The organism is Exilibacterium tricleocarpae (assembly GCF_007004655.1).
GTDB lineage: Bacteria > Pseudomonadota > Gammaproteobacteria > Pseudomonadales > Cellvibrionaceae > Exilibacterium > Exilibacterium tricleocarpae.
The window spans coordinates 608133-622484 of record NZ_ML660087.1; the positions used below are offsets into that span (position 1 = coordinate 608133).

General features: G+C 58.1%; 11 protein-coding genes. 3 read left to right on the plus strand and 8 right to left on the minus strand.

Translation table 11 applies throughout. The features are described 5' to 3' along the window. Nucleotides 1-45: 45 nt before the first annotated feature. From FKG94_RS02310 to FKG94_RS02330, 5 genes are all read right to left on the minus strand, one after another. Nucleotides 46-975, minus strand: a complete 930-nt coding sequence (locus tag FKG94_RS02310) for an ABC transporter substrate-binding protein (RefSeq protein ID WP_142902547.1) — start codon at nt 973-975, stop codon at nt 46-48. A gap of 209 nt (nt 976-1184) precedes the next feature. Next, nucleotides 1185-3302 carry a TonB-dependent receptor plug domain-containing protein gene (locus tag FKG94_RS02315; RefSeq protein ID WP_142902548.1) on the minus strand — a complete coding sequence of 706 codons (2118 nt, stop codon included), beginning with the start codon at nt 3300-3302 and terminating at the stop codon, nt 1185-1187. A gap of 55 nt (nt 3303-3357) precedes the next feature. Continuing rightward, the gene (locus FKG94_RS02320; RefSeq protein WP_142902549.1) at nt 3358-4221 is read right to left on the minus strand and encodes a citrate synthase family protein; all 864 of its coding nucleotides are present in this window, start codon (nt 4219-4221) and stop codon (nt 3358-3360) included. A 25-nt stretch (nt 4222-4246) separates the two neighbouring features. Continuing rightward, the gene (locus FKG94_RS02325; RefSeq protein WP_142902550.1) at nt 4247-5113 is read right to left on the minus strand and encodes a citryl-CoA lyase; all 867 of its coding nucleotides are present in this window, start codon (nt 5111-5113) and stop codon (nt 4247-4249) included. After that, complete coding sequence (locus tag FKG94_RS02330) at nt 5113-6894, minus strand: thiamine pyrophosphate-binding protein (RefSeq protein ID WP_142902551.1); 1782 nt, start codon at nt 6892-6894, stop codon at nt 5113-5115. Before FKG94_RS02330 ends, FKG94_RS02325 begins: the two co-directional genes overlap by 1 nt. Before the next feature lie 648 nt (nt 6895-7542). Here FKG94_RS02330 and asnB point away from each other — a divergent pair. Together asnB and FKG94_RS02340 are read left to right on the plus strand one after the other, a co-directional pair. After that, entirely contained in the window at nt 7543-9459 is a 1917-nt protein-coding gene (gene asnB / locus FKG94_RS02335) for an asparagine synthase (glutamine-hydrolyzing) (protein WP_142902552.1), read from the plus strand. Between the two features lie 99 nt (nt 9460-9558). Continuing rightward, nucleotides 9559-10539, plus strand: a complete 981-nt coding sequence (locus tag FKG94_RS02340; protein ID WP_179957450.1) for a methyltransferase — start codon at nt 9559-9561, stop codon at nt 10537-10539. A 10-nt stretch (nt 10540-10549) separates the two neighbouring features. Here the strand turns inward: FKG94_RS02340 and FKG94_RS02345 are convergent, their stop codons facing one another. Together FKG94_RS02345 and FKG94_RS02350 are read right to left on the minus strand one after the other, a co-directional pair. After that, on the minus strand, nt 10550-10912 hold the full coding sequence (locus FKG94_RS02345) for an EthD family reductase (protein ID WP_142902554.1): 363 nt from the start codon (nt 10910-10912) through the stop codon (nt 10550-10552). An 83-nt stretch (nt 10913-10995) separates the two neighbouring features. Then, nucleotides 10996-11796 (minus strand): inositol monophosphatase family protein, encoded by an 801-nt coding sequence (locus FKG94_RS02350; protein ID WP_142902555.1) that lies wholly within the window; start codon nt 11794-11796, stop codon nt 10996-10998. A gap of 188 nt (nt 11797-11984) precedes the next feature. Here FKG94_RS02350 and trmJ point away from each other — a divergent pair, with 188 nt between their 5' ends. Continuing rightward, nucleotides 11985-12761 (plus strand): tRNA (cytosine(32)/uridine(32)-2'-O)-methyltransferase TrmJ, encoded by a 777-nt coding sequence (gene trmJ / locus FKG94_RS02355; RefSeq protein WP_142902556.1) that lies wholly within the window; start codon nt 11985-11987, stop codon nt 12759-12761. A gap of 38 nt (nt 12762-12799) precedes the next feature. Here trmJ and gbpA read toward each other — a convergent pair whose 3' ends face one another. Beyond that, entirely contained in the window at nt 12800-14221 is a 1422-nt protein-coding gene (gbpA, locus tag FKG94_RS02360; protein WP_142902557.1) for an N-acetylglucosamine-binding protein GbpA, read from the minus strand. Between the last annotated feature and the right edge of the window lie 131 nt (nt 14222-14352).

The following is a 14352-nucleotide window of genomic DNA, read 5'->3' on the forward strand; positions in this document are numbered from 1 at the left end:
GCCTCTCGTTGACTGACTGGTACTGTATCTGCATCGTCTGCCTCGCTACCGCGGCGGATAGATCAAATCGAATTTTTCAGATTTCGGGAATTTCAGGCCCAGGTGGTCCGCTGTGCGTCGATTCAATGCCAGCAGCAGGTCGCTTAACGGGGCGGCCTTGGGCACCGCCTCGCCGGCGAGCCTGCGCTGGGCGATCATCCCGAGTTGTATGCCCATGGCCTTGTTGTTGGGGTAGAAAGCGAATAGCGCGCCCCGCTTCACATACCCCGGGTTGCTGGTGATGACCAGCGCGTTATGACTCCAGGCCTGCTCGAGAATATTGTTGACGATGGTTTTGTCCCGTGAAAATGCCGCTTCCAGCAGCCAGATAACGTCTTGATTTGCTTTTGCGGCTTTGAAGATATCCAGATAGTGGTTGGCGACCTCGCGCAGGTCGGCAGCGGCATAGGTTTTCAATACAAAGTTTTGCTGCTGCGCCGATTGGGCCGCCTGCTGCAACAGCCAGCCGGACCGCTTGGTGTGAAAAACGACGTGAATCCGCCGCGCCTCGGGTGCCAGACGCCGCAGTGTCTCGAACATCACCGCCGGGTCGGGTTCGACCAGAATGCCGCCGAAATTGTCCGGTATCTGGCTGGGATTCAGGTTAACCGCGCCGAACACCACCGGATGGGTAGAGCCGTGGGCGGCCTTCAACCCGCGTTTGCCCAGTGCCACGATCACGGGATTGTTGGCGCTGGCAAAAGTTGGTGGTGCCTGGCCTTTTTTAAGCGGAATTCTCTGCGCCGCTACTTTCAGCTCAGCCTCGATGCCCTCGATAATATCGAGGAAGATGCTGCGGTAGGGTTCGCGCATATCGGGGTAGTAGATAACGACTTTGGGGTCGGCGGCGGTGGCGCAAAGTGTCCATGCCACCAGTATCACCGGCGTCAATACCCTGAGCATAGCTGAGAGAATCAATCCAGTAACGTGGTGCAAGAATGGCGGTCCTCTGAATAACAGTCTTCGAAACACTGATTCTCGAAGCAACAATTCCCGAAACAACAGTCCCTGCAGCAGTAGCCTGCGGAACAACGAGTTGCTGTCGATGCAAAGCCCTCGCGGGGTTGTATAGACGACTTTTCACAGAGATGCCAGGGGCCTGTCAGTCTGTTTTTCATGCATGGCTTCCCGTGCCAGTTGTGCCCTTAAAACTGGTAGCGAAGCTCGCCGAAGTAGTGGCGACCGGCCATCGGTAAGTCGTTGGGGATGGAGGCTGAGGGTGTCCCCGCCAGACTCGGTTCTCTGATATCGGCGTCGAAAATATTGCGAGCGGCGAAGGATACTTCCCAATTGTCGTGGGCGCTGCGGCGCCTGATAGTCAAGTCCACCTTGCGGTAATCGTCGATGTCCCGCCGATTGTCTCCCGGCTCCCGCTTTCTATCCATCACCCAGTTGAGTTGCGTGTTTAAATGCCAGCCCGATCCAAACTGCCAGTCGAGTTGCAAATACAGCTGGTTTTGCGGCGAGTTGGCGGCGTCCTGGTCAGTGTCTTCGTTAGTGGTGTCGTGAAACGCGTAATTACCTTTTAACTCCAGGTTGGTGGTCGGTTGCCAACTGGTCTCCAGTTCCAGGCCCTGGCCGGTTTGTTTACCGGCATTTTGGGCGGTGCTGGAAGCCCCGCCGGGGTCTGGAACAAACAGTATGATGTCGTCCCAGGTGTAGCTGAAGAGGTTGACCGCGTAGCTGACAGTTTCCGACGCACGAAAATCGAAGGCCAGCTCGAAGCTCTCTATAGTTTCCGGCTCCAAGTCGGGGTTGCCCAGGGTCAAGGGATTGTTGGCGTTTAGCGTCTCGGCGAAGGACGGGGCTCGAAAGGCACGGCCGAGCAGTAGTTTACTGGTTAGATTGTTGGTGACTGACCAAACCAGTGCCAAACGCGGATTCACCGTGTTGCCGAAGTCGGAGTAATCGTCATATCTGACCCCGGCGGTGAGTTCCCAGTCGTTGGTGAATTTCCAGATATCCTGCACGAAGACAAAATAGTTTTCCCGGTCCTCTTCCGGTAAAAATGCAAAAGGCGTATCGCTGATGTCGATGACCGGACTGTCCGGCGGCAGCGGCAGCCCGGTGGCGGGATTGACACCAAAATTCCGGTGGTCGGTGACTCGGTACAGATCGCCGTAGTAGGCCCCGCCGCCCACGCGCAGTGTGTGTGAGGAGAAACCGTCGTAAAAGGCTGAAAAATTGGCCCGGTAGTGGCGCTCGTATACCTCGGGGTTGCCGATCAGGCCATTGGGCATGACACCGAAGCCGGTATTGGACCCCGGCGGAAAGATCACTAAATCTTCTTCAATTTCCTGGGTGGTATTGAGATAACTCACCTGCGCGGTGACATCCCAGTTTTCGAACGCTTCGGCATTGCGGTAAGTGAGATCGGCGCTCCAGCGGTCACTGGCGTAGCGGTTATTGGGATCGAGGGCCTGGCCGGCGCCGGCGCCGATTCCCAGATCGTCGCGGTGCTGCAAGCCGGCGCGAAAGTTCCAGTTGTTGTAGTGCAGATCAAAACGCATATCGAGACTTTGGCGCATCAGGCTGAGCGGCCCCGGCGCCAGCGAGGCATCGGTATTGAATACCGTGTCGAGAAAGGTCTGCGCATCGATATCGATGATTTCATCCTGGCCGTCGGTGTCGTGATATTCGAGCACAAACGCAAATTCCGCTGCGCCGATATCGCCTCCGTGCACCAGCCAGGCGTCGCGTGTATTGTGAGAGCCGGCCCGAATACCCGTCTCGGTTTTATCGATATCGCCAGCCGTCTTGGTAATAATGTTAATCACGCCGGCAAAAGCGTCGGCACCGTAGATCGCTGAACCCGGCCCGCGAATAACCTCGACGCGGGAGATTGAGTTGACCGGCATCCCGCCCCATACCACGCTGCGGTCACCGTGAAAAAGGTTGGTAATGGGAATACCGTTGACCAGCATCAGTATTTGCGGGTTGAGGTCGGCATGGATACCGCGAAAAGTATAGATGGGGTTGTAGCCGGCCGCGCGCACCGAGACATGCAGCCCCGGCACCGTCTCCAACACCTCGTCGAGGTCGGTTGCGCCCATATTGTGAATTTGCTTTGCCGTGATGACTGTCGCCACTGCCGGTGCCTTGGCTATCAGTTGCTGGCTGCCGGTGGCGATACTGATCATGTCCTCGTTGCCGTACAGGTCCAGCAGACTCTCTTCGTCGTCGGAGAATTGCGCCAGGCTCACAGAACTGGACAGAAGTAGGGCGAGCTTAAGTGTTCCGGGAATACATCTCTCGATTTTCATCTTTACTAAAACCTTCACCTAACGCCGGTTGGCCCGACCGCTATACTGCCGATAATCAGATCGTTTCGGTCCTCCATTGACGTGGTGCTGTTCCGTGGTAATCGATGCTGGCGCATCGCATGGGAAAGAAACTGCCCGGCGGATGCGTGGCGGCATCGGCGGCGCAGAACAAAATGCCGCCACTAGAGCATAGCACGCATAATTGATATTGCTGCTGCGGGGTATAGCCCTGATCAGTGAGCAGCGCCGCCATCAATCCCGCTACGTTTAAGTATAGATGTCGATATCCACTTTGCTGCAAAACCTTTTCCATGCTAAAGGCCAGCTTGACTGCGGGGCCCCGATCGCACGCCAGTTTACCGGCCAATTCCAGCAGCGGTGCGATGCGCTCGTCGCGCGAGGACACCGGGCGTCCGAACCCCGGCAGTGCTGCCAGGCGGTGTCGTTTTTTTGACGCTTGACCGGATGCCGGCGCGCAGCCGGACGCTTTGTTCAGTTTATTGGCGAGCATCTCCTCCAGCGTTTCCCCCCGCTCCAGTTTCCGCTGTGCCTCCAGCAGCAGGCCTGCGGCTCCCAGCAGGGGCCGCAGACCGTAGAGCAAAGCTTCCGTTACGGCCAGGCCGGCGCTTACACCCAGGGTTGAGGTGCTGCCGGCAGCGCCCGCCAGCGCGCCGATGCGATTGTTCCAGATACGGGGGTCGGGGTAACTGGTGCCGAGCGCCCAGATACCGTTGAGCAGGCGCTCCTGGTTTGCATCCGGCAGCCTGCCGGTAACGCCATAGATCAGTAACCCCATCCAACTTAAATCCTGCAGCTCGGTGAACAGGTCTTTGCCCCTCAGAACCACGCGCTCGCCTGGGAAATAGGCTCCCATTTCAGTGGTCCAGCTTTGTTCCCACGCCTCCAGCACTGTTTTCATGTTGACGATTTGCTCCCGTTGTCGATTAAGGGCTCCCGCGTTTCGGGCCCGGATCGTTTTGGAGATTGATGCCGTTGCGAAAGAAGGGAAACGTGCGCCGGCTTTGCCCGTGTTGATCGAGCGCGTGGGCGGCGGCGCCCGGCAGGCGCAGCAGCAGATAAAGCATTTCTCCTTGTTGGTGATCGAAGCCCAGATCCATAAAAGCCGCGGCGGCCACGCCGCTGATGGCCAGGGGTAAAGCGGCGGCGGCCTCCATGTCAGAGCGGTGTTCCTGCAGCCATTGCAGATGTATTGCCACGTTGTTGTCGGCCAGTTGGGTCAGGGTTTGTCGAATCGGGGTGGGACAAGAGATGCCCCGGGGATCAAAGCCCGGTGGGTGTTGCGCTGCCGGCCAGATATCCGCCGTCACGGTTTGCCGGGCATTGCGATACTGCTCCAGCGCCCGTTGCCAGGTGTTGAGATCGCGGCCGCACTGCTCCCACAACCCCATGGCCTCGCAAACTTCCCGCGCACCGCCGAGGCGACCGGCGCCCACCGCCAACGCCGCCATCAGATTGGACGCCAGTGTCGAACCCCCGGCACCGGCCGCCATAGCGGCGTGCACGCTGTAGTCCCGGGGACCGGGGTTGGCGATGGCTACGGCAAGGCCGTTCAAGAGTTTAGTCTGCGCTGCGTCGGGCTGTTCTCCCTGAAACAACAGATAGAGATATTCGATCCAGCTCGCCTTACCCAGTAAATCGCCGTAGACATCGAAGCCGGCACAGCGACACACCGCGGCCGCAAAAGGGTTGTCGGGCTCTGCCTGCTCGTGCCAAAAACTGGAGCGAATGGTCTCTTTGGGGTCGTCGTTGCTGTCGTTGTTATTTTTGTTATCGGCGTTCTCGGCGTTCATCAATTCTCCGTCAGCGTCTGGATGCGGTTTTTCAACGGCGGCACGGCTTCCGGATCGATATGCACGTCGATCACCGTGGGGCACTTGGCGCGACACAGCGCACTGCCGTCCAGGCGCGCCAGGTCCAGTGGTGAGCGGATCGTGTAAGCCCGGGCGCCCATCGATTGGGCCAGCAGTGTAAAGTCAGTGGGCGGCAGGGCGTTGCCGATCGATTCGGCGCCCGTCAGGCGCTGGCCGTGTTTCACCATACCCAGACTGGAATCGTTCAAGATAATAAAGACAATCGGCAACTGCTCCTGCACGGCGACGGTGATCTCCTGGCCGCTCATCAACAGGCTGCCGTCGCCGGTAATGCAGACCATCGGTTCTCCGCGCCTGCCGAGGGCTGTGCCTATGGCAGAGCCGATGGCCCAGCCCATCGAGGTAAATTCGACAGTGGCCCGAAACAGTCGTCCCATCGGGTTTCGTGTACCGCTTATACGCCGATCCAGCGGGTGCAGGTAGTGTAGTGCCCACGCAAGGCCGGCCCCGGAATCTACCAGAAAGCAGGTATTGCGGGGGAAAATTCGCGGCAGCTCTCGCATCAGTCGCTGCGGTTTGAGCGGCGTGTCACCGCTTTTATAGGCCCCTTCGTCGTCCAGTGTAAAACGCCTGTCGAGGCCAGTCGCCGGCGCGGGCGGGGCCGATGGTGTTTTGCTGCGCAGGCGACGGCCGCCGGTATGGCGCAACAGGAGGTCGAAAATTGTCGCAAGCCGCCCTCTGACGTGCAAGTCGGCCATGGGGGTATAGGTGAAGTGGCTTTCTACCTCATCGATATGAATCAGTTGTTGGTGAGGTTTGATGTGATTCAGCCAGTTCTTGCCGGCTCGTTCGCTCATCAAGGTGCCGACACAAATAATGGTATCTATGGCCGGATCGCTGATCGCAGTGACGGCGCTGCTGTGCCCGGCGTAACCCAGCATACCGCGGAACAGAGGATGGTAGGGGTTGACCAGTCCCTTGCCGTGTGGCGTGGTCAGCAACTGTGCGCCGATGTGGTCGGCGACCTTCAAAATACTGCCGATTGCCTCCTCACCGGCGTTGCCGATAACCATTGTGGTTGCGCGACTGTCGGCGAGAATGTTTAGCAGCGTTTCGATATCCCCGGCGTCGTGCAGACACGGTTTTTTCAGCAGCCTGTTGATATCGAATGAAGCGCGGGCCGGTGCCGGGCAGCGCATAATATCGATGGGCACACTCAGGTGTACCGGGCCGCGCTGCGTCGTGCAGGCAGTGACGATAGCGGTCACCAGTTTCTTTTCAAACTGGTCGATATGGGAGACCAGCGAACTATAATGCGTGCAGTGTTCCAGTATGCCGACGGTATTGATACCGGCGCACGAGGATTCCTGAAATGCACCCTGACCGAAACCCGGCATTGCGGTCTGGCCGGTGATCACCAGTAACGGTACGTTGTTGATATAGGCGGAAGCCACCCCGGTCAGCAGATTAGTGGCGCCGGGACCGGAGGTGGCACAACACACGCCGAGCTTTCCCGATTGAGTGCTGTAACCGTCAGCCATAAAGGCGGCGCCGGTTTCGTGTCTGGCGACGATGGATCGCGGACCGCCGCGTCTTTCGCTGCGGGCCAGGGCGTTGTAGAGGGGTTCGATGGCGCCGCCCGGAACACCGAAGACATAGTCGACGTCCAGTTTTTCCAGATAGTGAAGCAGCAAGTCACCCTGCTCCCACGCCAGCTCTGCGTTGCGTGCCCCCAATGCTGTGTGGCTATTTGCTTTCATCAGCCGGTTCACCCCTTAATCAGAGTGGTCTCTGGCATCTTGTTACGCCCATTGTCAGCGAGCGGACCAGTGATGTTTGGTTATAGTTGTTATGTCACTTATTGACTGTGCAGATACAGTGTCGAGTTTACATTTTTTTTACAGTTTTACTGCGTATCTGCTTACCTACTTGCATTTACAAAAGTTAAACACCATTCATAAATGTAGACCATCTTTAGCCGGTCGCAACAAAATGTTTTGAAAAAAGTCGATGGCGTCGTATAAATTTTTTATGGCACTCCAATTTTTCTCGGCGATGTGTGCCATTGCGGCGGAGCATCAATAGTGATGCCGATACTTTTAAGTATCGTCTGAACGGGCGAGAACAGTTGGCGTTTGCTGTGTCCTTAACGACCCGATTGCTGCCGCAGGCTGTTGTTGGCAGCGCTGCGGGCGGTGGGCACCGGTCAACGGACATTTGCCACAAGGCACGCAATTCTCCGCGAAAATGGCGAAGTAGTTTTCCAAATACTGCCGGAATTTATTCAGCATGGCATACCTTACGTGACGGCGCTGTTTATTATAGAGTGTAGTCGATTGGAGCGCGGGTGGGGTGTTGCCAACCACCGGAGTGTTGGCGCGGGTGCGCGGGCATGGGGGGACTTGGATATGTGTGGGATTTTGACGCTGTTTTCGGCAAGCGGTCAGGTTGAGCGCAGCCTTCTGGAGCGCGGCCTGGATGTCATCGGTCACCGGGGACCGGACAACCGGGGCACCTGGATTGCCGCCGACGGCAGGGTGGGCCTCGGCCACACCCGCTTGAGCATCATGGGATTGGAGACCGGCGACCAGCCTTTGTCCAGTGAGCAGGACGGTTTGCACCTGGTGGTCAACGGGGAATTTTATGACTTTGAAAAGATTCGCACCCAACTGCAGGCTCAGGGATATGCTTTCAGAACCGAGTCTGACAGCGAGATAGCGCTGCATTTATACCACCGCTACGGAACGGCGGCGCTGGCGCATCTGCGCGGCGAGTTTGCCTTCTGTCTGTGGGATGAGGCCAGTCAGACGCTGTTTGCCGCACGCGACAGATTCGGTATCAAGCCGTTGTATTACACCGTGCAGGGTGACACGGTCCTGCTCAGTTCGGAAATCAAAGCGCTGCTGGCCGCCGGGGTGCCCGCCGGTTGGGATGTGGATGCCTACTTGTCGCGGGCTTTCTTTTTTCGCGATCGCACGCTGTTTAAAGACATCCACCAGGTGCCGCCCGGACATTTTCTGTTGGCCACCGCCGGCGGTGTGCGGCTGGGTAAGTATTGGGATTTCAACTACCTGCCGCCGGGCCGGGAGGGCACCGATGAGCAGACCGCGGTTGCCGATCTGAGGGCGGCGCTGCTGGAGGCCGTTGAGACGCGCTTGCGGGCCGATGTACCGGTGGGTGTCTATCTCAGCGGCGGTATCGATTCCTGTGCGGTGTTGGGTATGGCCGCGCATTTGCGACAGGCGCCCATCGACACCTTCACCCTGTCATTCAGCGATCGCGATTACGACGAAGCGGCGCTGGCCCGGTCTATGGCCGAAAAAGCAGGTGCCAGACATCACTGTATTTCCGTCACCCAGGATGACCTGGCGGACAATTTTGCCGAGGCAATCCGGCACGGCGAAACACTGCTGTTCAATGCCCATGGTGTTGCCAAGTTTCAGTTGAGTAAATATGTCAGAGAGTTCGGTCTGAAAGTGGTGCTCACCGGCGAGGGGGCCGATGAGATTTTTGCCGGTTACTCGGCTTTTCGCGGCGATGCCATTCTTACTGATGCCAAACGGCAGGCGGCCGGTACCACGGCGCAGGCGCTGGAAGAATTGAAGGCGCGCAATAAAGTGTCAGCCGGTTTGCTGTTGCCGACCGGCACCGGCCAGCAAGCGGCGTTTATCCGGCGCCTGCTGGGATACGAACCGGCGTGGCTGCTGCCGCTGGCGGAAATCTTCACGGCAATGAAACAGTTTTATCATGCCGACACCTTGCGGCGGCTGGGCGAGGTGCACCCGATTCAGCAGTTTTTGCAGCATCTGGATTACAACCGAATCGCGGGCGTGGAACCGGTGCACGCTTCCATGTATATGATGTCGAAGGCGGTGTTGCCCAATTACGTGCTGACCAATCTTGGCGATCGTATGGAAATGGCTCATTCCATTGAGGGGCGCCTGCCATTTTTGGATCACCGCGTGGTGGAGATGGTTACCCCGCTGCCGGTCGGCCTCAAGATAAAAGGCAAGACGGAAAAATACCTGTTGCGCGAGGCTGTGCGGCCATTTGTGATCGACGCTGTCTATAAACGGCAGAAGCATCCATTTCTTGCCCCGCCGTCGGTGATTGCCCCGCACGAAAAGTTCTACCAACTGGTGCAGGACACGCTGCGGGGAACCGTGATGGACAGTCTGCCGTTTTTCGATAAAAAGGCGGTGGTGGGGTTTCTCGACAAGGTGCCGTCACTGCCGCAAAACGCCTGGCCTCAAACCGAAGCGTTATTGCTGGAATTGATGAGCCTTTGTTGTTTGCAGAAGCATTTCAACCTGGGAAGCCAGTGACTGAATCCGGAGGGCAACGATATGCAACGGCATTGGGATGAACCAAAAGGGGGCGAACCACAAGGGGATGAACAGCAAGCGACTTTGAGTGACCGCAGGATGTGGGAAATATGGCAAACAGTTACCCAGATCAATTCCCTGACGGCGGCCGATGAGCTGGGGTTGTTCAGCCTGCTTGCGCCGCAACCGCTGACCGTTGCCGCCATCGCTGAGAGACTCGCCGTGCAACCCCGGGCCGCTGTGGCTATCACCGGCTATATGGCAGCACTTGGTTTCCTCGACTGCGATGAGACCCGGCGCTACGGCTTAACCGCGTTGGCGAGAAAATATATGCTGCCGGATTCCGATTACTACTGGGGCCCGGTTTGGCAGTGTACCCGCAATGCACCGGCGTCTGCCGATATGTTTGTCGAGGCACTGCAAAAAAACAATTCCACTATCCACGATGGCAACCCGCTGTTTGAGTTTCTCAGCAGCAATAAGGATTTTGCCCGGGAATTTGCCTACTCGATGCACAGCCGGGGCCTTTACAGTGCCGAACAGGTGGCAAAATCGGTGCTGTTCAATGGTGTTACCCGATTGCTTGATATCGGCGGCGGCATAGGTACCTTTGCCACCCAAATCGTCACCAACCATGCGGCCATGACCGCGCAGGTTATCGACTTGCCGATGGTCTGTGAACTCGGTGAGGAGTATGCGGCGAGCCGCGGCCTGCAGCAACGGGTTTCCTTTCGGGCCTTGGATTTTTTCAACGAGGCCTGGCCGACCGATGCCGACGGTATGTTTTTCTCCGATATTTTTCATGACTGGAATTTTGACACCTGTCGTGAAATTGCGGACAAAGCGTTTACGGCGCTGCGTCGGGGCGGCAGGATTTTTATCTGCGAGTTGTTGAAAGACGACGACCGCTGCGGTCCCTGGCTTGCCAACAGCTACGATATGGCGATGATCATTCACACCGAGGGCCAGCAGTTCACGTTTGCCGAATTGCGCGCCATTGTCGAGGGTGCGGGATTTACCGGTGTCGTCAAGGAACCGGCCGGCGATGTGTTTACGCTGGTCAGTGCCACCAAGCCGTAAGCGGTTCGTATCAAGAGGCGGTGTAGCGGTGGACGACCGCGCCGATCTGCACCTGGGGTTCGATATTGGTGTAGTTGACGATATCCGCCGCAAACTCCTCGCCGTGCTGCTCGATGCCGCGCAGGCCGGCTTCGAGTGTGGTGAAGTAGATATGAAAGATACACAGGTGCTCGGCGGGGCTGCCATCGGGGTTGGACATGCCTTTGATCACCTCCATGCCCACCAGACCGGCACCCTCCATGCGCTGCCTGATCAGTTCCAGATGGGTATCGACATAGTAGTCGAAATCGAAGTGAGCGCCCTCGGTGTTTTGGTATAGCGTGGTAATGCGGACCATGGCCTGCTCCTTGTTGCGGGTGCCGTCACGCCCCAATTACACACCATCGAGCATGACATCTGTCACTTTACAGTTTGCACCTTATGACTTGCAACCGACAACCAACAGCAGGGGTGGTTTCAAATGTCGCCCAAGTGTTTCTGCACAATGGTCAACAACGGCTTGAAGACCTTCGGCGCGGCGCAGACCACATGGCCCTTGTCGAGAAAATCGTTGCCGCCATTGAAATCGCTGATCAGGCCGCCGGCTTCCTTGACCAGCAGCGAACCGGCGGCGATATCCCACTGTTTCAGGTTCATCTCCCAGAAGCCGTCAAACCGACCGGCCGCCACGTAGGCCAGGTCCAGTGCGGCTGACCCGGGCCGGCGAATCCCGGCGGTGCGACCGGCGATATCCTGCAGTGCCGCCAGATAGGGGGCAATATGCTCCAGTGCGAAACCGCTGAACGGAATACCGGTGCCGATCAGCGCGCCGTCGAGACCGCGGCGGCTGGTGGTGCGGATGCGGCGATCGTTGAGGGTGGCGCCGCGGCCGCGACTGGCGGTGAATTCCTCGCGTTTGACCGGGTCCAACACGACGGCGTGTTCCACCTGGCCCTTTAACTTGCAGGCGATGGAAACCGCAAAATGGGGGATGCCGTGCAGGAAGTTGGTGGTGCCGTCGAGGGGGTCGATAACCCATTCGTAATCGCTGTTTTTACCTTCCTGCACGCCGGTCTCTTCGCCCCGGATACCGTGGTCGGGGTAGGCTTTGCGCAGGTGGTAGATAATTTCCCGCTCCGCGGCTCGATCGACTTCGGAGACGAAGTCGTTGCGGCCCTTTTCCTCGACAGGAATGATATCGACGCGCTCCAGGGCGCGCTCAATCAACTCACCGGCCTTGCGCGCCGCGCGCAGGGCGATATTTAACATGGGTTCCATGGGACATTGACTCGTAAAGATCGACTCGTAGGACGTGGTAAGGAACCGGGCGGCGCATCTGTGTCGGGCGCCCCGGTCCGCGGCAGCGGATTATACCAGCGACGCCTGTGCTTCTCCAGCGGGGGCTGTCGCTCCGGGGCGGGTTTATTGGTAAACTGCGCGCCCGTTTTAGCGTTGGTGCCGATTCCATGTCCGCGAATTTAGAGCGTCTGTTCGACAACATCCGTATCGTCCTGGTGAATACCTCCCACCCCGGCAATATCGGCGGCGCGGCGCGGGCGATGAAAAATATGGGGTTGTCGCGGCTGTACCTGGTGGCGCCGAAGGAGTTTCCCGCCGACAAGGCCGTGTGGCGGGCGGCCGGCGCCCTCGATGTGCTCGATCGGGCCGTGGTGGTGGACACCCTGGATGAAGCCGTTGCCGAGTGTGGGCTGGTAGTGGGCACCAGCGCACGGGAGCGCCGCATTCCCTGGCCCCTGCTGACGCCGCGCGAGTGTGGCGAGCGCTGCTGGGCGGAGGTCGATCGACACGAGGTGGCCATTGTCTTTGGCCGCGAAGACCGCGGTCTGACCAATGAAGAGTTACACAAGTGCAACTATCATGTTCATATCCCTGCCAACGCGGATTACAGCTCGCTCAATCTCGCCGCCGCGGTGCAGGTGCTGGCCTACGAAGTGCGCATGGGGTACCTGACCGCGAAAGAGGGCAAGCTGCCGCATTTCGATGACTGGGATATGCCGCCGGCCAACCAGAAAGCCCTGGAGATGTATTATCAACACCTGCAGGAAACGCTGGAGGAACTGGGGTTTCTCGAACCCGATAATCCGCGCCAGACCCTGACCCGGTTGCGACGACTCTACAACCGGGTTCGGCTCGACGAAATGGAGTTGAGCATTCTGCGCGGCGTATTGACCGCGACGCAGAATTATATCTATCACAGCAAAAAGCAGGGCGATCAAACATAAGTGCTTCCCGCCGGGGGAGCCCGCCGCTGCTTCGATGGCTAGGGGCTGACCCGAATCCACGCATCCCGCCAGTGTGCCCCCACGCCCGGTTCATAGGCGTTGGCGCCGGGTGAGTAAATCGTGCACCAACCGGCGTAGGGAAAGGGTTTGCACTGGTAAATGTTGTCGTCTTTTGCCAGCACTTTGGTACCGGCCCGGTACTGCCTCAGGTTGTCGGGAAACACATAATCGTAGTCCTGGGGTCCGCTGCTTTCGCTGATGAGCTGCAGACTGAAAGACTTTTGAGCAAAGTCATCGTTTGCCGACTCGCCTTTAATCACCAGTGTGTAGGCACCGGCTTGGGCATTGTTGACCCTGAGGGAGAGATTGCGGTAGCCGTCGACATCGGCCGTTGTACTGGCCACCGACTGGTTGCCGCTCGACAGCAGATCGACTTGCACGCTGGCCCTTTGGTTGGTGGTGACGGCAAATTCAATGGTGACCGCGTTGTTGGCGACGGTGTAGCGATTATTGACGCCGTCGACATCCAGGCTCAGGGACGGCGTGCCGGACCTTTCGATGGATATCTCGACCCGTTGCAAGGCACTGTCTTGTGTGAAGACATCATTTTTTCCCGCTGCGGGACGAATGACGCCGCCGCTGAGGACCCCGGCGCGCAGTTCCGTGTGCAGGCGATTGTTTTTTTCCGCCAACAGTCTCGGCCAGGTATTGCGGGCGCCGTCGGCGGCAGAGCCGATGACCAACTCGGTCGACAGGCTGGGTATCTCGCCGCGCAGGTCGAATACCCGGGTGCTGGCGCTATCGCCCGGCGCCAGATCGACAGTCGGGTTGATATCGCCGATGTCCCGCCACGTGGGTGTCGGGTTGGGGTTCTGGCCGTCGAAGACGACATCGACGACTTGATAAAAGGATTTGTTTGTATCCCCTACATCCCAGACGCCGAGAATAATATGGTGACCGCTTCTGGACGGCACGTTACAGCTGTGGCTGACCTCTGCCGGCGGCTGACGATTGTTACCGCTCTTTTCACAAAAGGGCGACAGCTCGAAAGAGCTTCGCGTCAGCGGTTGATTGGCATTCCAGTTGGACTTGGTAATAAAGTAGCGCCAGTCACGGGTGACATGGCGGGCTGTAAAGCGCCATTTGAATACATTGCTGCCGGCTTTGAAGGGTGTTTTATGCCAGCGCGTTGCCGTCTGTTCGTTGAGCGGGGAAAACTGTGCCAGGCCACCGGCAGCGATTGTGCCGTCGGCGGGGCCGCTGCCCGGAAAGCGATCGTCCCCTTCAACACTTTGCGGTTCCCACTGGATAGAGCCGCAATTGGCATTGACGCGCTCTTTGCAAAGTAAGCTGCGGGATTTTGGTTCCGAAATATAACCGTGGGCTTCAACGTCGATTGACATAGACAACGACATGGCGAAAACCGTGCCGGCACTGATGATCGTGATAAATGATTTCATATTACGCACCTCTAAGATCTCTGGATATCTCTGGCGAAAACAGCCCTGTTGCGGGCGATAGACAGCCGTCGAACACGCTGCTAAAAGCGTGAAACGGTGGACAAAGCACTCGCTGCTTGAGTCTGGTTTTG

Excerpts from the sequence above, each read along its gene's own strand:
- trmJ (WP_142902556.1), top strand. The coding sequence starts at position 11,985 with ATGTCCGCGAATTTAGAGCGTCTGTTCGACAACATCCGTATCGTCCTG.
- FKG94_RS02350 (WP_142902555.1), bottom strand. The coding sequence starts at position 11,796 with ATGGAACCCATGTTAAATATCGCCCTGCGCGCGGCGCGCAAGGCCGGT.
- FKG94_RS02325 (WP_142902550.1), bottom strand. The coding sequence starts at position 5,113 with ATGAACGCCGAGAACGCCGATAACAAAAATAACAACGACAGCAACGAC.
- FKG94_RS02340 (WP_179957450.1), top strand. The coding sequence starts at position 9,559 with ATGTGGGAAATATGGCAAACAGTTACCCAGATCAATTCCCTGACGGCG.
- FKG94_RS02315 (WP_142902548.1), bottom strand. The coding sequence starts at position 3,302 with ATGAAAATCGAGAGATGTATTCCCGGAACACTTAAGCTCGCCCTACTT.
- FKG94_RS02330 (WP_142902551.1), bottom strand. The coding sequence starts at position 6,894 with ATGAAAGCAAATAGCCACACAGCATTGGGGGCACGCAACGCAGAGCTG.
- FKG94_RS02320 (WP_142902549.1), bottom strand. The coding sequence starts at position 4,221 with ATGAAAACAGTGCTGGAGGCGTGGGAACAAAGCTGGACCACTGAAATG.
- asnB (WP_142902552.1), top strand. The coding sequence starts at position 7,543 with ATGTGTGGGATTTTGACGCTGTTTTCGGCAAGCGGTCAGGTTGAGCGC.
- gbpA (WP_142902557.1), bottom strand. The coding sequence starts at position 14,221 with ATGAAATCATTTATCACGATCATCAGTGCCGGCACGGTTTTCGCCATG.